We start from the raw sequence: 20,963 nt of genomic DNA, 5'->3' as shown, positions 1-20,963 counted from the left end.
ACATGAGCGTGACCGAGTTCACCCCCGAGGCCCTGGGCTGGCTGCTGGTCAACTTCGTCGGCACGACGGCCGGCGTCGAGGCCGCCGTCTTCACCAGCCTGGACGGGCTGCCGCTGGCCTGCACGCTGACCGATGAAACGGACCGCGCGCACTGGGCGGCGCTGACGACCAGCGCCTTCCACACCACAAGTCGACTCGGAGCCCTTCGTGGGATCGCTGGGCCTAGCCGACAGTGCGTCACCGAGCTGGGCGACGGCAGCCTGGTGATGATCATGTCTGCCGGGGAGGGGCTGCCGCCCTGGAAGATCTCCGCCGAGACCGCCGACGTGACCGGCTGCGTCCTCGGCGTGGCCACAAGCAGCGGTGCCGACCCCGGTGTCGTTGCCTACGCCGCGCAGCAGTTCGTGAACAGCATCGCCCCGCACCTCGTCATTCCCGCGCGGGTGGCGGGCTGACATGGTCTCCAGCACCGAGCCGTGGCGGCGGGACGACGAAGGCATCATCCCCGCGTACGCCCTCACCGGCGGCCGGACCGCCCCGCGGCACCGGATGCGCCTGGAGACCCTCATCGGCCCCGGGCCCGCCGCCCGCGATGTGCTGGCCCACTGCGCGCCCGCCGAGCTCCGGCTCCTGGAGCTGTGCGGCACCAGGCCGCTGCCGGTGGCCGAGGTCGTCGGCAGGCTCCGGCTGCCGGTCCTGGTGGCGCAGGTACTCATCTCGGACCTGATCGACTCCGGCGGACTGTCGGTCGTCGCCTCGCTGGAAACCGCGCGCCCCGACGTGCAGAAGCTGGAGGCCACCCTTGCTGGGCTACGACGCAAGTTCTCCCAGGCCGGCTGAGGCCGCGGTCACGGTCTTGAAGGTCGTGATCACCGGTGGCTTCGGCGTCGGCAAGACCACCATGGTCGGCTCGGTCAGCGAGATCGAGGCGCTAACCACCGAGGTGCCGTTGACCTACGCCAGTTCAGAGACCGACAGCCTGGCAGGCGTGGAGGACAAGACGACCACGACCGTCGGCATGGACTTCGGCAAGGTGAGCTTCGACGACGACGGGGCCCTGTTCGAGCTGTACCTGTTCGGGACGCCGGGCCAGGAGCGGTTCTGGTTCAGCTGGGACGACTTGGTCCTCGGCGCAGCCGGCGCCGTGGTGCTCGCCGACACGAGGAGGCTGGCCGAAGCCTTCCCGGCGCTGGACTACTTCGAGCGCCGACAGATCCCCTTCGTCGTGGGCGTGAACCGCTTCGCTGACTCCCCTTACACCTACACCGCAGAGGACGTGCGGCAGGCCATGGAACTGCCGGACGCCGTGCCTGTCGTCCTCTTCGACGCCCGCGACGCTACCTCCTCGGCCCATGTCCTGATCACCCTGATTGCCACCGCGCTGGACGCCGCCCAATCCCGCCTTCCCTCCCGAGGAGCGCTGCTGTGACTTTCTCCGAGTTGCCGCCCGACCCGGCACTGACCAGGGAGCAGGGGGCGCGCATCCGCCGGATCAACGCCCTGGACCTGACACAGATGCAGGGCCTGGACGAGGTCGCCGGGCGGATCGCCGCCGCGCTCAGCCAGCCGTACGCCATGGTCAACGTGATCACTAACGTCCAGGCGTTCGTCGGCCTGTACAGCGCGCCCGGTATGCCGCAGGTCGGCCGCACGATGCGCGTGGACCACGGCTACTGCCCGGCCCTGCTCGACCGCACTGGCGCACTCGTGCTGCCCGACGTACAAGCGTGGGCCCGGTTCTCCAGCAACCCGGTGGTCGACCGGGTCGGCATCCGGACCTACGTCGGCGCACCGCTGCCCGACCCCGAGACGGGCATCGTCCTCGGCACCGTCTGTGCCGTCGGCACCCAGGCCCTCCCCCTGTCCACCGGCCAGCATTCCCTGGCCGTGATCAAGACCTTCCAGGCGGAGGTTACCGAGCTGATCGCCGCCCGCGCCCGCAGCCACTGACCTCGGCACACCGAAGGAGTACGCAGGTGACCACCGAGCTTCACGAGCAACTGCGCCGAACGGTGGCGGACTTCGCCGCCCAGGAGGTGGCCCCCCGGGTCGCGGCGATGGAGCGCGACCGCGCCGTGGACCGCGGACTCGCGTCACTTCTCGCCGACCAGGGATGGATAGGCGTCACCATCGACCCCCAGTGGGGCGGGATGGGCGCCGGCCACGAGGCCAAGACGATCATCGTGGAAGAGCTGAGCCGCGTCAGCGCCGCCGCGGGCGCTATCGCCCAGGCGTCCCAGCTCGGCGTCGCCAAGATCGCCCTGTTCGGCAACGAGGAGCAGCAGCGGACCTGGCTACCGGCGATAGCCGACGGGAGCGTGCTGCCCACGATCGCGGTCACCGAGGCGGGGTCCGGCGGCCACGTCCTGGGCATGCAGTCCACCGCCCAGCGCAGCGGCGGCTCCTACGTGCTGAACGGGCAGAAGTGCTTCGTCGGCAACTCCCACGTGGGCAACGTGCACGGCGTCGTGGTCCGCACCGGCCCGGGCTCTCGGGGCCTGACCGCGTTCCTGGTGGAGGCGGACCGGCCCGGGGTGACGCTGGAGCCGCACGAGCCGCGGCTGGGCCTGCACGGCTTCAGCTTCGGCACCATCAGGTTCGACAACGTCAAGGTGGCGTCGTCGGCGGTCGTCGGCGAGGTCGGCGACGGGCTCGCCGTCGCCTACTCCTCCAGCATCCTGTACGGGCGCGCGAACCTGGCGGCGGTCGCGTTGGGGTTGCACCGCGCGGTCGTGGAGCGGGCGGTGGCCGAGGCCGAGAGCCGGGTGCGCTACAGCAGACCGCTGAGCGACCTGCCCGTCGTCCAACACAAAATCGGCAAGATGCAGGCCCGGCTGGCGGCGGCGAACGCGCTGGTCTACCAGGCGGCTTCGCTGCTGGACCGCGGGCAGTCCTGCGACGGCACGCTGATCGCCTCCAAGCACGAGAGCGTGGCACTGCTGCTGGACTCCGTGCGCCAAGGAATGGAGATCCACGCGGCCGACGCGCTGTACGCCGACAGCGAGATGGCGCGGCTGATGCGGGACAGCTGGTGCGTCGAACCGCCGGCCGGGACCGGGGACGTGCAGGCACACCGCCTGGCCGAGGGACTCCTTCGCCCCGGCCGCCACCCTGACTGGTCCGCGCGATTCGCCGACCAACTCGCGTCCCACGGGGCCTGGGCCACCTCCGCCGCCGAGCCTGCCGAGGCGCTGGCGCTGGCCGCAGCCGACGGAGCACTGCGGTGAAGCGCCCGGCGTGGTCCGACGTCGAGCAGTTCCCGGCTCCCGGTCGGATGGTGGGCACGCCCGTCTGGGTGCCGCAGGTCTGGACGATCCGCCTGCCTGCTGGCCTGCACTGGGAGGCGATCCGGGTACACCAGTCGGACGCCGTCCAGGCGCTGCAGCTACTCGACGGCGGCATCGGTCCGGTGATCGCCAACCCGTACGCCCAGATCTGCTTCTTCCTCCTCGACCAGTTCGACGAGCCGTGGGAGGCGACGCGCACCGCGCGGTTACTGCGGCACGGCACCGTCGTCGCAGTCCCGCAGTGGCATGTGCGCAGCGGCCGGGACGTGCACTGGGCCGTCCCGCCCGGGCGCGGCGCCACCGACCCCTGCGACCTGCGCGAGGCCCTGGCTGGACGACGACCGCAGCCCCCTCGGGCGCTCGCCTCGCCCCCGGCAAAACGGCGCCCGCAGCCGTAGACCGACCTCAGAATCGAGACCTTCCATGTGCCAGCACAACCCCGACTGCCCGACGGCCGACGACCCGGCCTGCCAGGCCGCCGTCGCGATCAACTCCCACCCCGACCAAGGGTGGAGCCTGCTGTGTAACGGCGTCGTGCTCTTCGAGGACACCGGTGCTCTGCTGCCCGACGGCAGTAGCGTCGCCCCGCAACGCCTGAGCGACTCGGTGACGGCATGAAGGCCGGCCTGGCGCGCCAGGGCACCCGAGCCTCCGCTTCGTGCCCGAGCAGCAGCATCGCCACGGCGGTGCCCGACAGGCCGCTGCCGCACTGGAGCCTGATCGGCCGCGACCAGGCAGCCAACGACGAGGGTCACCCCTGCGCCGGACTCGGACACGACCAAGCCAGGTGGGCCCGCCTTCAGAGCAGCCTTCTGGGCGGCGGCGACCACCTCGCTCCGGACCGGGCTCTGGCCGAGCAGCTCACCGCCCTCGACCCGCTCAGCGCTGCCGTGGCGCGGTCGACCCGGGCGTTCGCCGCCGCCAGCGCCGCCGACCTCGCCCGGCAGGGTATCGACCAGTACCTCGTCCTGGGATGCGGCTACCCCGTGCCGTCGTCCTCGCCGGTCCACGATGTCGTCCTCGCCCACCGGCCGGCGGCCCGGATCGTGTACGCCGACACCGACGTGAGCGTGATGGCCCACGCCAGGGCGCTTCTCACCGCTCCGGCACCCGCCGCCATCGGCTACCTGCACCAGGACCTGGCCGCGCCAGCCGCACTCGCGTCCGCGCTGGTGAGCCTGGCTGTGCTGGACCTGGACCGGCCGGTCGCTTTGATCCTGGCGGACATCCTGCTGTCACTCACCGACGAGCAGGCGCGCCGGGCCGTCGCCCTGCTGTACGACCTCGTCAGCGCTGGCAGCGTCCTGGTGGTCGGCCACCAGGCACTCGACCGCGCCGACACCCTGACCGGCCGGGACCTGGAGTGCATCTACCGCAGCGCCGGAATCGCCTACCACCCCCGGACCCGAGCGAGCCTCGCGTCGCTGCTGGGTGACTGGCAACTCCAAGGAAACGGGATCACCGAACTCGACCTCCTCGTGCCCTCGGGGTCCGCAGTTGTACCGGCAGCCCCGCGCGGCGCTTCTTTGTATGGGGCTACCGCCCGCAAGGGCGCCTCGGTGTCGTCGGGCCGAGGGGCACGGTGAACACGATGTCCATGCTCTCCACGGATACACCCGGCACCGGCCCGCTGTCGCAGTGCCCTGACCCGGTGCGGTTCCAGGGCCTCCCGGTCCCGCTGATCCTCGCCTGGACGGGAGAGGCTCCGCCCGCCCCAGGCCCGCCCCGCGCAACGGACATCCTCTCCGTCGACGGCGTGCGGTGGGAGTCGTGGACCGGCGTGCCGCAGGGTGCGCCGCTGTGGACGGTGCACCACCCGGGCCGGCAGCTGGAGCTGATGGACTCCCGGACCCGCTGCCTGGTGGGAGGCGGCCCCGCACACCGCACGCGCGACGGCCTGCTCTGGCTCCTACCGGCCGATCCCGCCCACCCGGACCCGCGCACCACGGCCCCCCAGGCCATCCGGACCGCGAACCCGCCACTCTGCCTCCGCCACGCCCACCAGGCGCAGCGGCACTGCCGCCGCCTCGCTCTCGACTGCCTGGTGCTGCTGGTGCCGGAGGTCGAGATCGTCTCGGTCCGTGGCACCGTGCACCGTCCCGGTGACGCCCCGCGCTGGGAAGAGGTCGACCTGCACCACCCCGACCTCGACTTCATGGTCGGTCAGCAGCTGGTCGCCGAGCTGCGCAACCCCGTCGTGCTGGACGAGCTGCCGCCGCTGCCCCAGCCCGACCGCTCCGCGGACGAGGCAACACCCAGCACCCTGCCCGCGCCACCGGGCCCGCCCGCTTTCTCCCCAGCGCAGTGATGCCAATTCATGGCCCTTCGGCGAAGGGGCACCGCGCACCCGGGTCAACCCACGAAGAAAGGTATGGACGACATGACTCACTTGGAGGAGTCACGGGAGTCACGGGCCCGGACCGTCGTGCCGCTCCTCAACCACCTACTGGACGCTCCAGAGCTCAACTGCGCTTCACCGAACAAGTTCCGGGTCCTCTGGCCGATCATGGCCGAAGACGCCGCGAAAGCGTTACAAGAGCCGCGCCTCGCTCGGGTCCGGCCTTCCCCGGCTACCTACAAGCGGTGGCTGGCCGGCACCCACATCCCCCGCGGAGACCTGCGCACCATCCTCGAGACCTACTTCGGCAAGAAGGTCGAGTCCCTCTTCCAGCTCGTCCCCGTACGTGACTTCGTCCACCCCCGCCCGCTGGACCGCAGGACGCGCACCGCAGCACGGACCCTTGACTACACCTGGCCCACGTCCCGGCACGTTCCCGGCGACCCGGACGCCGGCATCTTCGGCAGCTGGGAGCTCACCGGCGGAAAGCACTTCGACGGCACCTCGGTCGGTGTGCAGCTGTACGAAGCGCGGCCCTGCGGGGACGTCATGGAGATCAGCTCCGACGACCTCCCCCACCTGGAGACCTTCGTCCGCTCCTCGCGCAGGAGTGTGATTCTGGCCTCCCCCGGTGCCGCCGGCGGGTCCGGCCTGTACGTGATGGACGCCGCGCTCGCTCGCCAGAACCTCGCGGTGGGCCATGACCCCCGCGTCCCGGCCGCCTACCAGTTGGACGACCTGGTCTACGCCGTCATATGGGCGCTGCACGTCATGGACGACGGACTGCTGGCGGACGACAACCCGCTCTCCGACCGCGCCGAGCAGCTTCAGCACTACGTCAGGATCAGCAACTCAGCGCCGCCGCGATCCGAGATGCCCGACCTGTCCCCCGTCGGTGCCGCGTGGCTGGGCTCTAACCTCTGCGCCCAGTACATCGTCCGCCATCTCGGTGACCTTCCCGAAGTGCCGGCGTTCTGGACCCGCGAAGCCACCGGGGAGGAATGTGCACCCTGGCTGCTGTTCAGGCACAAGCACGACTACCTGCGGAACGTCGCCGATCGCTTCGCGGGACCGGGGAGCGCGCTCGGTCGCGCGTTCTGCGTACCTGAGTCCGTCGTCCGCTCCAGCGAGACATATGAGCGAATTCTCCTGTTCCTCACGGTCGCCATGATGGAGATGTACGGGGTCAAGGTGTGGCTGACTGCGGAGCAGGAGTACCAGGAGGTCGAGGGGTTCGTCCTGGCCCGCAACCAGGCCATCCTGGCGAACTGGGTGCGTGGGGAGTCCGTCTGGCGGGTCGCCATGACCAGCGCGCGCCGGGAGGTGGCCCCCTATCAGGAGGTAATCGGCTACGCACGGGCCCACAGCCTGGTCGACGGGCCGACGCCAGCGGCACGGCTCGCGGCGCTGGCCGACTATCTCGACCTGGACTGGACCTGGTTGACCGGCCGGTGCCGGGGCCTGGCCGAGGAGGGGCTCACCGGCATGCTGCGGCCCCGCAGCCGCCTGCTCACCCTCAGCGCGCTCGACCGGACACTGTGCTTCCTCGGCAGGCTGGGCGGCCTCGCTGACGGCCGATAGGCTCAACTCGCCCTGCTCCACCCCCGATCCGAGGACTGCGCGTTGACGAAGCCAAGCTCCCCTCCCACGGTGCTCGTGATCGGCCTCGGCGGCACCATCGCGATGACCCCCACCACCGCGGAGGGCGCGGCGAAGCCCACGCTGAGCGCGGAGGACCTGCTCGCGGCCGTGCCGCAACTGGCCGCCACCGGCATCGTCGTCAAGACGCAGTCGTTCACGGCCAAGCCGGGTGCGTCCCTGACGCTCGATGAGATCGAGGACCTCGCCGGCCAGCTGCGGGCCATGGACGGTCAGGGTGCCTTCGACGGCTTCGTCGTGACCCAGGGGACCGACACCCTGGAGGAGACGTCCTTCCTGCTGAGACTGCTGTACGGGGGCAAGACGCCGGTGATCGTCACGGGCGCGATGCGCGCCCCCTACCTGGCCGGAGCCGACGGGCCGGCGAACCTGCTCGCCTCGGTCACCGTCGCGGCGAGCCCTCAGGCCCGTGGCCTGGGCGTCCTGGTCGTCTTCAACGACCAGGTCTTCGACGCCGCGAGGGTCCGCAAGATCCACAGCACCAGCACGAACGCGTTCGCCTCGCCCGACACCGGCCCCCTGGGCGCCGTGGCCGAAGGCCGCCTTCGACTCCTTGCCGTCCCGGCGCACAAGCCGCTGCCCCTCCCTTCGGCGACGGCGCGCCCGGCCCGCGTCGGGGTGTATGCCGCATCCCTCGGCGACGACGGCAGCCTGCTGGCGCCGCTCCTCGAACAGGTCGACGGCATGGTCGTCGCCGGCTTCGGAGTCGGCCACGTACCCGCCGCCTGGGTGCCTGTCCTCCAGGAGGCCGCCCAGCGGATCCCGGTCGTCCTCGCCTCCCGCACCGGCGGCGGCACCACCCTCACGCACGCGTACGGCTTCGACGGCTCGGAGAAGGACCTCCTGGACCGGGGCCTGATCGGCGCCGGCCACCTGGACCCCTACAAGGCCCGCCTGCTGCTGACAGTCCTGCTGCGCAGCGGCGCCGACCGCAGCGCGGTCATCGCCGCCTTCGCTCCTGCCGGGACGACCCCGGAGGGACGTGGCTGATGCGGCACGCAGAGCTGACGATGGGGCGCAACTTCGCGCTGGCCTTCGACGACGGCGACGACTTCGTCGCGGAGCTGACCGGCTTCTGCACCGAGATGGGGATCCGGCAGGCGATCATCCCGATGTTCCTCGGCGGGTTCCGGCAAGTGACCTTGGTGGGGACGAACGGCCCACTGGAGGACCCGGAAGCTCCCGTCTGGGAAGAGACGGTGCTGCACACGGTGGAGGCCGTCGGCGCGGCCACCCTCGCCTGGAGCCCGGAGAACGACGCCCTCGCCCCGCACATCCATGTCGCGGTCGGCCGCAAGGACCTCGCCGCTGCCGGGAGCGTGTCGCATTTGCTGCGGGCGCAGGTGCAGTTCATCCAGGAGATGTTCCTCCAGGAGGTCCTCTCCCCCCGGATGGTGCGACCGCTGTGCGGGCTGCACGCCGTCCCGACGCTGGGCTTCGCGCCGCGCCCCGACACCGGGGCCCTTTGACTTCCTCCGACGCGGCCCGGTCGTCCGCAACGCCGGACGTGCCACGGCACGCCGGTGATGCTCAGCGCCCGTCAGGAGCCAGACCATGAAATCGTGCGACAACACCTCGGTCGGCGTCATCATCACCGACCACCAGGGCCGCTACCTCATGTTCGATCGCGCCACCTTCCCCGTCGGCGCGGCGTCGGCCGCCGGGCACTTCGACGACCACGGCGGCGCCGAGGCCGCGGGCCGCGCCGAGGTCGAAGAAGAACTCGGCCTCACCGTCACCAGCCTCACCCGCGTCACCGGCGGCTGGCGGGACAACCCATGCCGCCGCCGTCCCGGCGCCCGCGGCACCGGCCACGACTGGACCGTCTACCAGGCCACCGTCACCGGCGACCTCACCCCGAGCGCCCGCGAGACGAAGAACGTTCGCTGGATCGCCCCCGAGGCCCTGCAGGAGCTGGCAGACCGCACGGTCGCCTACGCGCAGGGACGCGTAACGGACACCGCGTTCGAGGCCGCGCCCGGCATCGAGCCGGTGTGGATGCAGTGGCTCGCCGACATCGCCGCGATCGACGTCAACCCCGACGAGCTGCTCCAGGTGGAGCAGCTCACCAGATGATCGCCGCCCCGCCCTCGACCCTCCACGGCCGCCTCCGCTCTCCGGGCGTCGGCCGCGCCCTCAGCAGACCCTGAAACGCTGCTGGTACGGCAGGCCAGGGCGGAGCAGGAGAGTCCGCTGTCCCCGCTGTCCAGGAGTGCGGGCTGCGCGAGCGCGCCGGCCGCGAGGGTCCGCGGCTCAGCGAAGGGCGTCACGCAGGACCTCCTCCAGGGTAGGCAGCTGCTCCAGAATCGTCAGCGCGGCCGCGTGCCGAGCCCGCGCGTAGGACTCGAGTGCGGCGTCGACGAGGTGGGGCCGGTCCACGGGCGCCGACAGCGGGAAGGCCGAGCAGAGCATGGCTGCGCAGCCGACGCGAACCGAGGACAGGAGGTCGGCCGCGGGCGCCATGGGGTTGGCGTCTCGGTAGGCGAGGGCGAGGTCGGTGTAGCCCGTGAGCCACTTCTCGACGCCGTGGGACTGGAAGCTCTTTGGGTCACAGCCCAGCCGCATGAGTTCCCAGGCGAGGTAGCCGGGCGTGGGGGGCCCGAAGTCCACGAGCGCGGCGACGTCGTCGTTCCTCAGCAGGACGTTCGGACCAGCCAGGTCGCCGTGCATGACCTGGACCGTCAGCGGCGGAAGCCCCGCGAGGACGCTCTCGACGTCGCCCAGGACGGCGTGCCGCTCCCGCGCCGCCTCCAGAGCCCAAGCCTCGAACTCCCCCAGCCTCGCTTTGTGCTGGTAGGCGAAGATCAGCCTGGCGAAGCGATCTCGGGCAGTGCCGACGTCGCAGATCGCGGCACCGGCTTCCAGGGCGGGTGCGGCGGCGGGATGGGTGGCTAGTCGGCCGTGGAGACGGCCCATCGCCGCGCCGACGGCTGCCCACCGTGCACCGGTCAGGGTGCCCTCGGCGGTGTCTGTATGCGGCACGTACGACCACAGGGACATCGGCAGCCGCCCATGGGCCGCGATGAGTTCATGCTCGCGCGTGCGGGTCGCCCGCGCGGTGGCGACACCCCCGTCGGCGGCGTACTCGGACAGCTCGACCGACGCCAGCTCCAGGTCCAAGTTGCTGCCCATGCGGTAGACCTTGCCGAAGTGCTGACGGCCAGTCTGGTCCACGATGGCGTAGTTGTCCGTCGCGGTGCCCTCCGGGATTCGCGTGATTTCCGCCGGGTGCAGTCCGTACGCGAGCACCAGCGTCTCGGCGAGCGCCGCGATCTGCTCCTGCGTGGCGGCGGCAGCGGGGCTGCCGGGGCCCGGCTGGTGGGAGGCGGTGGACATGATCTCCTCGTCGACATGCACAGCGGTCATGGTCAGTAAGCGGGCAGCCGCGGCGATCAGGGCGGGCGTAGGCGCAGCGCAGGCACGCGGTGCCGGTGAGGCGACCGCATCCACCCCGGTTCCAGCCACATCCTCAACGGCCGACAGGCGGCCTGGCCGTGTTCAGCGAGCCGGGGCTGGCATGCCGCCGGGGTCCTCCCCAATGGGGAGCCTCCGTCAACGCGGTCCGCTGGTCGTTCTTCGCTCGTTCGGGTGGCGGTAGCCTCCGGCTAGTCCCGGCACCGCCGCCAGCTGCCGGCAGGGGATCGGCAGACGAGGCCGAAGCCGGGGCGCGACGGTGGGGAGGCAGCGGCTGGTTGAGGCGGCGGCTGCGGCAGGCGTCGTCGCCGGTTCCTCGTGGCGGAGGGGGCCAGGGCGGCCTCGCGCTGGACGGGCTGCGGCCGAGTGGCTGACTGGCGAAGCACCACCGTGCGGAGATGATCGTCGCATAGAGTGCGGGCGCAGGCGTGTTCGCGGTTCGCCGTAGAGCGACATTGGGCGCCTGCGTACTTGTCGCCGCAGGCATACCTCGGGCAGCACCACCAGGAGGAACAGTGTCGTCCCCGCAAGTGATCACCCCCGAGGACAGGCTCGCCGAGGCGAAAGCGCAGCTGAACCTCCCGCGGATCGTCGCGATCTGCGGTTCCACCCGCTTCATGGCCGAGATGGCCGAGGCCGAGGTGCGGGAAACCGAGGCCGGGAAGATCGTCGTCAAGCCGGGCTGCGACCTGAAGAATCCGAACCCGCTCTGGTCCGACCCTGTCGAGGCCGAAGCGCTGAAGGTTCGGCTGGACGCACTGCACCAGTCGAAGATCCTTCTGTCTGATGAGGTGCTCGTGGTCGGCAACTACATCGGTGTCAGCACCAGGGCTGAGATCGCCTACGCCCGGTCGCTGGACCGGCCTGTGCGGTTCACGCACCCCGAAGTCGACCCCGACGCCTGAACGCCCGCCACCGCGCCCTGCGCCGCCGCCCCGTCGGGGCTGGTCGTCTGGCGGGTGGCGCGCTGGCGCGAGCGGACTCAAAGGCATGTGGAGCGCATCGCGGCCGTGATGGCGGCGGTGAGCTGCTGCGGGTGGTCCAGCAGGTAGAAGTGCCCGCCTTCGTACCTCTCGAGTCCGCGGAAGTCAGTCGTGAGCGCCTGCCAGGCGAGGAGCCGGTCCTCGCCGATCAGCGTGTCGGTCCGGCCCGTGAACGCCGTGAGCGGGACCGGCAGCGGCTCGGGGTCGCGGGGCGCAGCCGAGGTGTCCACGAGCTTGAAGTCGCTGCGGAACACCGGGGCGAACTTGCGCCAGACGTCGTCGTTGTCGAGGAGCTGCGGTGGGCTGCCGCCGCCGTTGCGCAGCCAGGCGCGCAGTTCGTCGTCGGACATCAGGTGAGGGCTGCTGCCGCCGGCGTCGACTTCTGGGGCGCCGTAGGCGGAGACCCCCAGCCAGGCGGGGAGCGGTTCCGCCTCATGGAGGAGTCGGTGGGTGAGCTGGTAGGCGATCAGGGCGCCCATGCTGTGGCCGAAGAACCCGAAGGGCCGGTCGAGCAGGGGTGCGATAGCGGCGTGGAAGTAGTCGACTAGCTGGTCGCAGTCCTCGATCAGGGGCAGGGCCTGGAGGCTGCCGCGGCCGGGCGCTTCCAGCAGGCACAGTTCCCAGTCCTCGGGGAAGTGCTCCGCCCAGCTGCGGTAGAGCAGGTGCGAGCCGCCGGCGTGGTGGAACAGGAACAGGCGCGCCGCTGGGTCGCTCACCGGCCTGGGCCGGATGAGCGGGGAGGGCGAGGTCTCGCCGGTGAGCTTCGAAGTGAGGAAGGCGTGCAGCCCGGCCAGGGTGGTGACGCCGCTGGCGGCCACGGCGTTGTCCGGGACACCGTACGCGCTCACCCGGGTGGAGATCTCCAGCATCAGCAGCGAGTCGATGTCGAGCTCGTGGGCGAAGTGCGCATCGTCGGTGACCTCTGCGGGCTCGGTCTCCAGCACGTCGGCTATCAGGGCGCGGAGCTCTTCGATGGTCACGCTCGTCGTGGTCATGGGTGTTGTCCTCGTTCCTGCGTGGACGGGAGACGGGCTGGCGGCGGGGTCAGCAGCAGGGCGGCCGTCGCGCCGTGGCGGGGGCCTCCGGCGGTGGCCAGGACGCTGCCGGTGGCGCCGCTGGCCAGGTGGGCGGCCGCGGCGGCGCACTGCAGGACGCCGAGCGCCCCGGACAGCGGGCCCAGTTGGGATTCCAGGTCGATCCGGCGTGCGGTTTCGAGCAGGCGGCCCGCCGCGGCGCCGGCGGATTCCGCCCCGTCCGTGAGCCACAGTCCGACGGGCCCTTCCGCGGTCGCGCTGGTGGAGGCCAGTGCCTCGGTGAGGTTCCGGGTCCGTGCGTAGCCGGTGATCGTCGCTCGGGGCCGTGCGCCGCGGGAGGCGGCTGCGTCCGCGGTTTCCAGGACGACGGCGACCGCCGCGTCGGTGGACTGCTCGCCGAGGATCTTCGTCACCACGTGGTTGCGTGGTTCGACGCCGACGACGACGGCGGCCTCGGCGCGGCCGGCGGCGATGAGGTGGCGGGCCCAGGCCACGGCGTCCAGACCGCTCGTTGTGCCGTTGCTGAGGGTCAGGTTGGGGCCGCGCAGCCGGTAGCGGATGGCCACCCAGCCAGCGATGACGTTGCTGGACGTCTGAGGCAGCCCTAGGGGGCTGAGGCCCGTGACGCCCGCGGTGGCGATGGTGTCGACGGCTTCGCAGACACTGTCCGCATTGCCCAGGTTGGTGCTGACCACGACGGCGGTCTGGTCGGCCGCGCCCGTGAACATGCCGTCGGCGTCGGCCAGAGCGGCGTCGTGGAGGGCGGACCCGGCAGCGCGCAGCGCGAGCCGGGATGCGCGGTCCTTGTGGCGCAGCTCGCGTCCGATCAGGCCGGTGGCCGGGTTGAAGCCGCCCTGCGCCGGCAGCGGTCCGAGGAGGTCGCCGGGCGTTGCGACGCCGGGCAGCGCCAGCCCGATGCCCGTGACGACGACCTCCCGGGTATCCGCCCACCTCCAGGTGCTCGTCGCGGTCATCGGGCTGCCTCCACGATCGCGACGGCGTTGATCCCTCCGAAGCCGAACGCGTCGACCTGGGCGAGGCTCAGGTCGACGGCGGCGGGGGCGCCCTGCACCAGGTGCAGTCCGGCGGCCTCGGGGATCGGATCGGAAAGGCCCAGGACCGGGGGGACCGTCCCGCTCTGCATGGCGAGCACCGCCATCATGAGGCTGAGCAGTCCCGAGCCGCCCATGGTGTGGCCGGTCATCGCCTTGATCGCGGTCATCCGCGGACCGGCGCCCGCGCCCTGGAAGATGTGGCGCAGGACGCTCGACTCCGTCGCGTCGTTGAGTGGGGTGCCGCTGCCGTGCAGCATCACCAGGTCGATGTCCTCCGCGCGCACCCCTGCTCTGCTGTGGGCGTCCCGTACAGCGCGGGTGATGCCGTCGGGGTCAGGCGCGGTGGCGTGGTGTGCGTCGCAGTTCATGGACACGCCGCGCACCCGGGCGTGCACGGGCTCGGTGCCGGTGCCGGTGCGCTGGACGATGACGGCCGCCGCGCCCTCCCCCATCAGCATGCCCTTGTGGGTGGTGTCGAAGGGGCGCAGCGCGTCGGGGAGGTCGTTCTGCACCCGGTCGAGCGTGCCGAAGCCGCTCTCGGTGGCGGCGTCGGTGCCCGCGACGACGACGGTGTCGGCCATGCCGAGGTGGATCATGTCGGTGGCCATGCCGAGCGCGTACAGCGAGGCGGAGCAGGCGTTGGCGAAGGTGTACGTGGTGCACGCCCCGAAGGCCGCCTTGAGGGCGGTGCCGAAGTGCAGGTCCTCGGGGGCGACTTGCGCGCCGTCGCGCCACCACAGTTCGAGGCTTCGCTGCTCGCGCATGGTCGTGCCGACCAGCACGGGCACCCGGGCCAGGTCCTCGCCCAGGCCCGCGTCGGCGGCCGCCTGGCGGACGACGGTGGTCAGCCAGCGGGTGGCGCGCCGCGGCAGGTCGCCGCCCCCCTCGGGCCGGTCGTCGATCTCGTAGGCGTAGGCCGCCCGGTACTTGTCCGGGTCGAACGCCTTCAGCGGCGCGCGGCTCTCCTGGCCCGCGCACAGCGAGGCGAAGATCTCCCCGGGGGTGGCGCCGATGTTGGCGACGGCCGCCATGCCCGTGATGTCCCACGTCACGGTCGGGTGGCCGCCTTCCTCAGCTCGAAGGCGGCCACCTTGCCGGTCGAGGTGGTCGGGAGCTGGTCGAGGAACTCCAGACGGGCGGGCCGCTTGTAGGCGGCGAGGCCGCTGCGGATCGCGGCGAGCACGGCGCGCCGCACCGCGGCCTGGTCGGATCCAGGCCGGGCCACCAGGTACGCCACGGCCTGCTCCAGGCCGTCGGCGTCGCGGCCGCCGACCACCACGCAGTCCTGGACCCCGTCGACGCCGCGGACGACGCTCTCGATCTCGCTGGGCACCACCTTGTAGCCGCCCAGGTTGAGCACGTCATCGGAGCGGCACAGGTGGGTGAAGGTGCCGTCCGGCGCACGGCGCACCATGTCGCCGGTGTAGGCGCCGCCGTCGGCGAAGGTCGCCGCCGCGGCTTCCGGCCGGCCGATGTAGCCCAGGGCGACGGTCGGGCCGGCGATGTGCAGCCGTCCCTGCTCGCCGTCGGCGACGGGAGTGCCGTCCGTCGCGCGGACGGTCGCGGTGGTCCCGGGCACCGGCACTCCGAAGGTCCCCGGCCGATCCTGTCCCGGCGGGGTGCCGACGACGATGTAGAGCACCTCGGTCGCGCCGAGGCCGTTGAGCAGCTCGGCGCCGAAGGCGGCGCGGATCCGCTCGCCGAGAGGGCCGGGCAGGTTCTCGCCCGCCGCCACGCACAGCCGCACGGAGTCGACGGTGCCGGGGGCGAGCGCCGTCCCGGTGTTCAGCAGCGCCGCGTACAGCCGCGGGACGGAGAACAGCACGGTGGGCCGGTGGAGCTGCAGCGCGGCGGTAAGGGAGTGGACGTCGACGGTGCCGCTGATGAGCGCGACGCGGGCGCCGGCCGCCAGGGGGCACAGGACGGAGCTGCCGAAGCCGAAGCCGAAGCTCATCCGGGCGCTGGACAGCACGGTGTCCTGCGGGGTCAGCGCCAGGACCGTGCCGACGCCGTCGGCCATGGCCGCAATCGCGCCCGCCGAGTGCCGCACCCCCTTGGGCATGCCGGTGCTGCCGGAGGTGTACTGCACGAGCGCCTCGCTCCCCGCAGTCCACGCGGCCGGGGGCCCGGCCTCCTGCGGGCGGTATGCGGGGCCGGCCTCGGCCGTCGGCAGGCCAGCGCGGACGTCCGCGCCGGCGAACCGGGTGGTCGTGGCGAACAGCTCCTCCAGGGCGCGCTGCCGCGAGGGAGCTGCGTCCAGGTGCACCATCGCGGCGGCGCAGTCGGCGGCGATGTAGCGGACTTCGTCGTCGGTGAGCACCGGGCTGATCACCACGGGGACGCAGCCGTGCCACCACAGGCCAAGGACGGCGATCACGGTCGCCACGGAGTCGTCGGCGACCAGGAGGCCGCGGGTGCCCTCGGGTACTCCTGCGGCCCGCAGGGCGACCGCGTACCCGCGTGCTGCCTCCAGGAGGCCCGCGTAGGTGATCTCCCCGGCCTGGGGGTCGAGGTAGCTGGCCCGGTCACCCCGGCCGGCGGAGACATGGCCCGCCACTAGACGATCGATCAGGTCGAGACCCTGGAAGCTCCTCGCCCGCTCACCGAGCACGGCCACCGCGGCGTCCAGGCTGGTGAGGGCTGCCGCTTCCTGGGCGGACAGGGGTCCGAACTCGCGCTCGACCGTGACCACGACCTCGACCTTCTCCAAGGAGGTCATGCCGAGTTCCTCATAGAACTGGGCACCCGGCTCGATGGCTTCCTTGTCCACCTCAAGGACAGATGCCACGATTTCTCGCAGCCTGTCGCGCGTTATGTCGATGTGTTCCACCGGCGAGGGTCCTTTCCTTGTCTTCGTAGCCGAGAAGCGGGATTGGGGTGGACGGAGTGGACGAGCCGAAGACCTGCTTCGGGGACTGCGCCGTTCGCCGAGACGCGATCCGGGCGGAGATGCCGGAACGGGGTGGGGTGCGGCAGCCCCCAGCGGGTGTTCTCAGGCCCCCAGGCCCACCTCGCAGGGGAAGGAGACAGATACGCCCAGGGGCTCCTCCGTGAAGATGACCCTCTTGCCGAGCGCGGACATGAAGCCGAGCTCGAAGACGGTGCCGCTTCCTACGCGACCGCCCGGGTTGCACACGATGACAGCGTCGGCTTGCCGGAACGCGTCCATGTGCACGTACTTGTGCCGCCAGGTGTCGCGGTGGTTCTTCAGCAGGTCCTGGTAGTCGAACAGGATGAAGTCGGTGCCCTCGGTTTCCGGCTTGATCCTGGTGCTGCGGGGGCTGAGCACCTCGGTGCCGGTTTCGCGCAGCTGGGTGATGGTGCCCTCGATGGGCGCTAGGGACTGCTGGAAGCTCCCGCAGACGACTGCCGTCCGGAACTCGCGCCGGATCAGACCGTCCACCATGTCGTTCGAACCACAGGCGGCCAGGGCCGTGTCCAGGTAGAACCGCTCCAGCTCGGCCCCCACGATGTTGAAGTACAGGCCCGTGTCGACGTAGACGCTGTTGACCAGCGCGGCCGCTTCCGGCTGCGGCAACTGCTGGAAGACCCCGGTGGCGTGCACCCGCGTGCTCTTGTTGTCGACGGCCTCGGCGTACTCCTTGAGCCCGGCGCAGAACTCGCCGACGCGCTCCGCCAGCGCCTCGCCGGCGAGGCCCGCCCCGAACGGAAGCCGTTCCCTCGCGAGCAGCTGCAGCCCGCCGCCCCGGGAGCGGTGGACGCTGACGTCTTCCGGGCCGAAGTGAACCAGGACCCTGCCTTCTGACACCACTGTGCTGTTCTCCTTCTTCTCGATCCGTCGCGTTGGGAGCCCTCAACCGGGGAGCCGGCCGGGGAAGGTGCTACGGAGGGCGCCGCGGTTAATCGCCATCTCCGCGCAGAGCACTGAGGTACTTCTCGGCGAATTCTTCTTTTCTCCCGCCGTTGTATTGCGTGATGAAGCGCGGGTGCTCCAAGGGAACGATCTTCTCGAAGTAGCCCCGGCCGTCGTTTAGCGCCGAGAGGAATTTGAAGTTCTCGCCGCTACCGATGCAGTAGCAAACCGAAGTGTCAGCTCCGAATTCCAGCTGGCGCTCCAGGGCGTCCACGAGGAAGGCTCGCAGGAACTCCATCAGCTTCTTGCTCTCGTAATAGTTGCAGTTGACCTCCCTTCCTTGGGGGTTCGTTCTCACCAGGCCGAGCGGGCACACAAAGCTCATGACGAAGTCGGCGTAGAACTTTTCGCGGCCCCCGTAGCGCGCGATGACGTCGTGCAGGAACCCGGCGGAGGGCCGGCTCACCGCATAGCCGTCGCCGACGTCGACTCCCGTGTCGCTTTCCAGGAACTTCGCGTCCTCGAACGGAACCCCGGTCACGGCCGTACCCCGCCGGGCGGGCGAGCTGCCCAGGACCAGCCGGCGGGGCATGTCGTCGGCGTAGTACCTGTGGTAGAACGCGGTCGCCACCTCGCGGACGCGCTCTTTCTGGGGGCCGCTGAAAGGGTTGACGACCCTGAACCCGGGGGGCAGTTCGAGCGTCGTATCCGCGAGTCCCTCGTTGAACTGCAGGATGCGATCGGCAACCGTCGTTCGCCCGTTCATTGCAGAAGCCCTTCTTCACGTCGCCCCTCCAGGCCCATCCGATCGCCCCGGCCGTCTGCTGTCCTTCCCGCGGAACTGACGGGACGTCGCGACCGCGGCCGGCCGGGCGGGTGGAGGCGTTAGACGGTGACCGCCGACAGGTAGATCTCGGTACTTGTTGGGAGCATTCGAACATCTTTGAATCCAGCGCACTCGAGTTCCGCGCCGATCAGGTTCGCCGTTTCCATTCCACGGTAGAGGTCGACGAATTCAGTTCCGGGGATGATCAGTCCCGGCACGACGCAGCCGCGCTGAGTATACAGAAACCCGTTGGCCACGGAGACGATAATCACCGCACCGGGCTTCAGTACTCTGTGCGCTTCCCGGGCCGCTGCGGACGTGTCGAAGAAGGACGAGTTGTACGTCCTCAAGGAGACATACAGATCGAAACTGTCGTTCGGCAGGGCGGAAAGATCCTCAGCGCTGGAGACGACGGTTCTCGAATGGGGAATGCGTCCGCTTATGTTGGCGAGGCCGCTTTCCGCGATATCGGCGAAGGTGATCCGCGGGCAGTCGGAGAACAGGGCTGCTGCCTCCTGGCCGGCGCCGACGCCGACGTTGAGGACGCTGACGGCGGACAGGGGCTTTGCCGACGACCTCCTGTAGACCGACATGAAGTCGTCGGCCCACCTCACGTTGGCAGCACGAGCGTCGTACGCGTAGTCATAGGTGCCGTACTTCGCGTCGAACGCTCCGGACAGTGCGTCGCCCACGGCGCGATCAGCAGCTTCGTGCTCGATCTCATACCTCTGGCAGATGAGCGAGGCGAGCGCAAACCTCCCCCTGTTCGCGTTGACATCACCCCTGGACAGCTCGAATCCCATCGACCTCAGCCCGGTGGACACGGCTTCACTGATGCGATGTGTGGAGTAGTGGGGGTTGCACTCGATGCTTTGCCCGCTCGCCGCGTAGAGGTCTCGGTTCTGCTCCAGGATCTCGCGCTGCAGATCGTCGGGGAAACGGAGTGCATGGCCTCGCTCAGTGGCGGGATCGCCACCGAGGTAGCTCGTCAGCGCGGGGTCCGGCAGACCGATGTACACCCTGTCGATCCGCACTTCCTTCAAGAGCTCGGCCAGCTCGAACGACCCGGCCGCCGAAAGGGTGTTGATCGTCAGATAGACGCTGTGCGCGCTGGACACTCCGAGTTCTTGGACCCTGCGCCGCAGAATGCGGAACCAGGACGCGCCGTGCACTTCGCCCTCGAAGGCGGAGCAGATCAGCCGACCGTGTTCGGAGACGAGCGCGGCGCCGACCCGCCGGCCTGGCGGTGGCGTCTCTTGTGCGAGGCCGATGGCGTACTTCATCCAGTAGGTGCTGTCTGGGTTCATGGGGGTCTCCCCCTTTGCGGCGCGCATGGGGCGTCATCGCTCCTCGGGGATGTGGGCAGGCTGGCCTGCTCCGGGGATGCACGGCACGGACGCCGCCTCGCTGGAGCGGGGCGGCTGGCCGACCTCCTCCAGCTCGGCGCGTATGGCCGCGTACGCGGCGTCGACGAACTCGTAGTCCGGTTCGCTCAGCGCGGTCTTGAGGCCCTGGTAGTTCAGGGCCACCTGCTGTGGACTGGTGAATCCGGTCAGAACGATCGAGTCCGGGCAGCGTCGGAGGCAGTACAGGAGGGCGATCCGGGCGAGGTCTTGCGGGGTGGATCCGAACCGGTCCCGCAGGGGCTGCAGTCCTCGCTGGACGGCGTCCAGGACCGGCGCGGTGAGGCGGGAGCGGACGTCTCCGGGGCCGAAGGCCGTGCCCGGACGGTACTTGCCGGTGAGCAGGCCCAGCCCCAGCGGCTCGGTGATCATGGTGGCGACGCCGTGGCGACGGGCGAAGCTGAAGATGTCCTCGTCCTCTTCGCTGTCGGCGGCCCCGTGTTCAGGTGGTGGCTGGCTGAGGGGGTTGAAGGGGGTGGTGATGACCTTGGGGTCGAATTGCTGGACGAGGAACGCGAACCGGGCCGCGCTTACCTGGTGGCGGTCGCCCGAGCTCTCGGCACCTGCCGCCAGCCGGTTCGGCGCTCTCATCCCGAGTGCCTTGACCCTGCCGAGGTCACGCAGGGCCTCCAGCGTCTCCCGCGCCTCCTGGAGGTACTGATCGCGAGGGCCGAAGTCGGTGTGGTGCAGCGTCAGGACATCCAGCGATTCCACGCCGAGGTTCTCAAGGCTCTGCTCCACTTGTCCGTGCAGGTTCAGGGAGCTGTAGGCGTTGACGCTGGTGCCCCTGAAGGCCCCGACCGTGCTGGTGATGCTGATGCCTTCGCGGGGCACCTGGGCAAGCATGCGGCCCAACAGCCTCTGGGAGTGCCCGAGTCCGTAGACGTCCGAGGTGTCGAAGACAGTTGCTCCCTCTTCACGAGCGCGCCGGAGGGCATCAACCGCGCAGTCGTCGTCGACGGAGGCCCATCCTGCGGCGTGGCCCAGGTTGGTTGCCGGCCCCCCGATGGGCCGACAACCAACGCCGATAGGGTGCTCGTCCCATCCGGCGACCAGGCGTCGCCGGGGCAAGTGTGCAGCGGTCACGACGGGGCTCGCTCTCATCGCGAAGGACAGGGCGCCGGCTCGGATCGCCGTGGTGCAGCACAGC

At 70.7% G+C, this 20,963-nt stretch carries 23 protein-coding genes; 14 read left to right on the top strand and 9 right to left on the bottom strand.

Annotated elements, in window-relative coordinates; all coding sequences use genetic code 11:
• The first annotated feature begins 2 nt into the window (after window positions 1-2).
• The 13 genes from ACWDRR_RS18775 (at window position 3) to ACWDRR_RS18715 (ending at window position 9,360) form a co-directional block, all read left to right on the top strand.
• Window positions 3-455, top strand: coding sequence for a roadblock/LC7 domain-containing protein (locus tag ACWDRR_RS18775; protein ID WP_449773294.1), 453 nt, complete (start codon window positions 3-5; stop codon window positions 453-455).
• A gap of 1 nt (window position 456) precedes the next feature.
• Window positions 457-840 (top strand): DUF742 domain-containing protein, encoded by a 384-nt coding sequence (locus ACWDRR_RS18770; protein ID WP_449773293.1) that lies wholly within the window; start codon window positions 457-459, stop codon window positions 838-840.
• A 25-nt stretch (window positions 841-865) separates the two neighbouring features.
• On the top strand, window positions 866-1,429 hold the full coding sequence (locus ACWDRR_RS18765) for a GTP-binding protein (protein WP_449773331.1): 564 nt from the start codon (window positions 866-868) through the stop codon (window positions 1,427-1,429).
• The gene (locus ACWDRR_RS18760; protein ID WP_449773292.1) at window positions 1,426-1,950 is read left to right on the top strand and encodes a GAF domain-containing protein; all 525 of its coding nucleotides are present in this window, start codon (window positions 1,426-1,428) and stop codon (window positions 1,948-1,950) included. The genes ACWDRR_RS18765 and ACWDRR_RS18760 overlap by 4 nt, the downstream gene beginning before the upstream one ends.
• A 26-nt stretch (window positions 1,951-1,976) precedes the next feature.
• The gene (locus tag ACWDRR_RS18755; RefSeq protein WP_449773291.1) at window positions 1,977-3,227 is read left to right on the top strand and encodes an acyl-CoA dehydrogenase family protein; all 1,251 of its coding nucleotides are present in this window, start codon (window positions 1,977-1,979) and stop codon (window positions 3,225-3,227) included.
• The gene (locus ACWDRR_RS18750; protein WP_449773290.1) at window positions 3,224-3,685 is read left to right on the top strand and encodes a hypothetical protein; all 462 of its coding nucleotides are present in this window, start codon (window positions 3,224-3,226) and stop codon (window positions 3,683-3,685) included. Before ACWDRR_RS18755 ends, ACWDRR_RS18750 begins: the two co-directional genes overlap by 4 nt.
• Before the next feature lie 25 nt (window positions 3,686-3,710).
• Window positions 3,711-3,905, top strand: coding sequence for a DUF5999 family protein (locus tag ACWDRR_RS18745; RefSeq protein WP_449773289.1), 195 nt, complete (start codon window positions 3,711-3,713; stop codon window positions 3,903-3,905).
• A 68-nt stretch (window positions 3,906-3,973) separates the two neighbouring features.
• A complete protein-coding gene (locus tag ACWDRR_RS18740; RefSeq protein ID WP_449773288.1) occupies window positions 3,974-4,873 on the top strand; it encodes an SAM-dependent methyltransferase in 900 nt (299 codons plus the stop codon).
• Between the two features lie 5 nt (window positions 4,874-4,878).
• The gene (locus tag ACWDRR_RS18735; RefSeq protein WP_449773287.1) at window positions 4,879-5,595 is read left to right on the top strand and encodes a hypothetical protein; all 717 of its coding nucleotides are present in this window, start codon (window positions 4,879-4,881) and stop codon (window positions 5,593-5,595) included.
• Between the two features lie 72 nt (window positions 5,596-5,667).
• Window positions 5,668-7,206 (top strand): hypothetical protein, encoded by a 1,539-nt coding sequence (locus ACWDRR_RS18730; RefSeq protein ID WP_449773286.1) that lies wholly within the window; start codon window positions 5,668-5,670, stop codon window positions 7,204-7,206.
• Between the two features lie 42 nt (window positions 7,207-7,248).
• Entirely contained in the window at window positions 7,249-8,274 is a 1,026-nt protein-coding gene (locus tag ACWDRR_RS18725; RefSeq protein WP_449773285.1) for an asparaginase, read from the top strand.
• Window positions 8,274-8,753 carry a PPC domain-containing DNA-binding protein gene (locus ACWDRR_RS18720; RefSeq protein ID WP_449773284.1) on the top strand — a complete coding sequence of 160 codons (480 nt, stop codon included), beginning with the start codon at window positions 8,274-8,276 and terminating at the stop codon, window positions 8,751-8,753. Before ACWDRR_RS18725 ends, ACWDRR_RS18720 begins: the two co-directional genes overlap by 1 nt.
• Before the next feature lie 85 nt (window positions 8,754-8,838).
• The gene (locus ACWDRR_RS18715; protein WP_449773283.1) at window positions 8,839-9,360 is read left to right on the top strand and encodes an NUDIX domain-containing protein; all 522 of its coding nucleotides are present in this window, start codon (window positions 8,839-8,841) and stop codon (window positions 9,358-9,360) included.
• Between the two features lie 177 nt (window positions 9,361-9,537).
• Here the strand turns inward: ACWDRR_RS18715 and ACWDRR_RS18710 are convergent, their stop codons facing one another.
• On the bottom strand, window positions 9,538-10,641 hold the full coding sequence (locus ACWDRR_RS18710) for a phosphotransferase enzyme family protein (protein ID WP_449773282.1): 1,104 nt from the start codon (window positions 10,639-10,641) through the stop codon (window positions 9,538-9,540).
• A gap of 572 nt (window positions 10,642-11,213) precedes the next feature.
• Here ACWDRR_RS18710 and ACWDRR_RS18705 point away from each other — a divergent pair.
• A complete protein-coding gene (locus tag ACWDRR_RS18705) occupies window positions 11,214-11,603 on the top strand; it encodes a hypothetical protein (protein ID WP_449773281.1) in 390 nt (129 codons plus the stop codon).
• Window positions 11,604-11,680: 77 nt separating this feature from the next.
• Here ACWDRR_RS18705 and ACWDRR_RS18700 read toward each other — a convergent pair whose 3' ends face one another.
• The 8 genes from ACWDRR_RS18700 to ACWDRR_RS18665 all read right to left on the bottom strand — a co-directional run bounded on the left by ACWDRR_RS18700 (window position 11,681) and on the right by ACWDRR_RS18665 (window position 20,917).
• The gene (locus ACWDRR_RS18700; protein WP_449773280.1) at window positions 11,681-12,676 is read right to left on the bottom strand and encodes an alpha/beta fold hydrolase; all 996 of its coding nucleotides are present in this window, start codon (window positions 12,674-12,676) and stop codon (window positions 11,681-11,683) included.
• Entirely contained in the window at window positions 12,673-13,689 is a 1,017-nt protein-coding gene (locus ACWDRR_RS18695; RefSeq protein ID WP_449773279.1) for a beta-ketoacyl synthase N-terminal-like domain-containing protein, read from the bottom strand. The genes ACWDRR_RS18700 and ACWDRR_RS18695 overlap by 4 nt, the downstream gene beginning before the upstream one ends.
• A complete protein-coding gene (locus ACWDRR_RS18690) occupies window positions 13,686-14,822 on the bottom strand; it encodes a beta-ketoacyl synthase N-terminal-like domain-containing protein (protein WP_449773278.1) in 1,137 nt (378 codons plus the stop codon). The genes ACWDRR_RS18695 and ACWDRR_RS18690 overlap by 4 nt, the downstream gene beginning before the upstream one ends.
• Window positions 14,819-16,600, bottom strand: a complete 1,782-nt coding sequence (locus ACWDRR_RS18685) for an AMP-binding protein (protein ID WP_449773277.1) — start codon at window positions 16,598-16,600, stop codon at window positions 14,819-14,821. Before ACWDRR_RS18685 ends, ACWDRR_RS18690 begins: the two co-directional genes overlap by 4 nt.
• Before the next feature lie 162 nt (window positions 16,601-16,762).
• Window positions 16,763-17,539 (bottom strand): nucleoside 2-deoxyribosyltransferase, encoded by a 777-nt coding sequence (locus ACWDRR_RS18680; RefSeq protein WP_449773276.1) that lies wholly within the window; start codon window positions 17,537-17,539, stop codon window positions 16,763-16,765.
• A 91-nt stretch (window positions 17,540-17,630) separates the two neighbouring features.
• Window positions 17,631-18,350 (bottom strand): uracil-DNA glycosylase family protein, encoded by a 720-nt coding sequence (locus tag ACWDRR_RS18675; protein WP_449773275.1) that lies wholly within the window; start codon window positions 18,348-18,350, stop codon window positions 17,631-17,633.
• A gap of 119 nt (window positions 18,351-18,469) precedes the next feature.
• The gene (locus ACWDRR_RS18670) at window positions 18,470-19,717 is read right to left on the bottom strand and encodes a methyltransferase domain-containing protein (RefSeq protein WP_449773274.1); all 1,248 of its coding nucleotides are present in this window, start codon (window positions 19,715-19,717) and stop codon (window positions 18,470-18,472) included.
• 33 nt (window positions 19,718-19,750) lie between these two features.
• The gene (locus ACWDRR_RS18665) at window positions 19,751-20,917 is read right to left on the bottom strand and encodes an aldo/keto reductase (protein WP_449773273.1); all 1,167 of its coding nucleotides are present in this window, start codon (window positions 20,915-20,917) and stop codon (window positions 19,751-19,753) included.
• Between the last annotated feature and the right edge of the window lie 46 nt (window positions 20,918-20,963).

Source organism: Kitasatospora sp. NPDC003701 (assembly GCF_053587085.1).
This window is presented reverse-complemented; position numbering and strand designations above follow the sequence as displayed.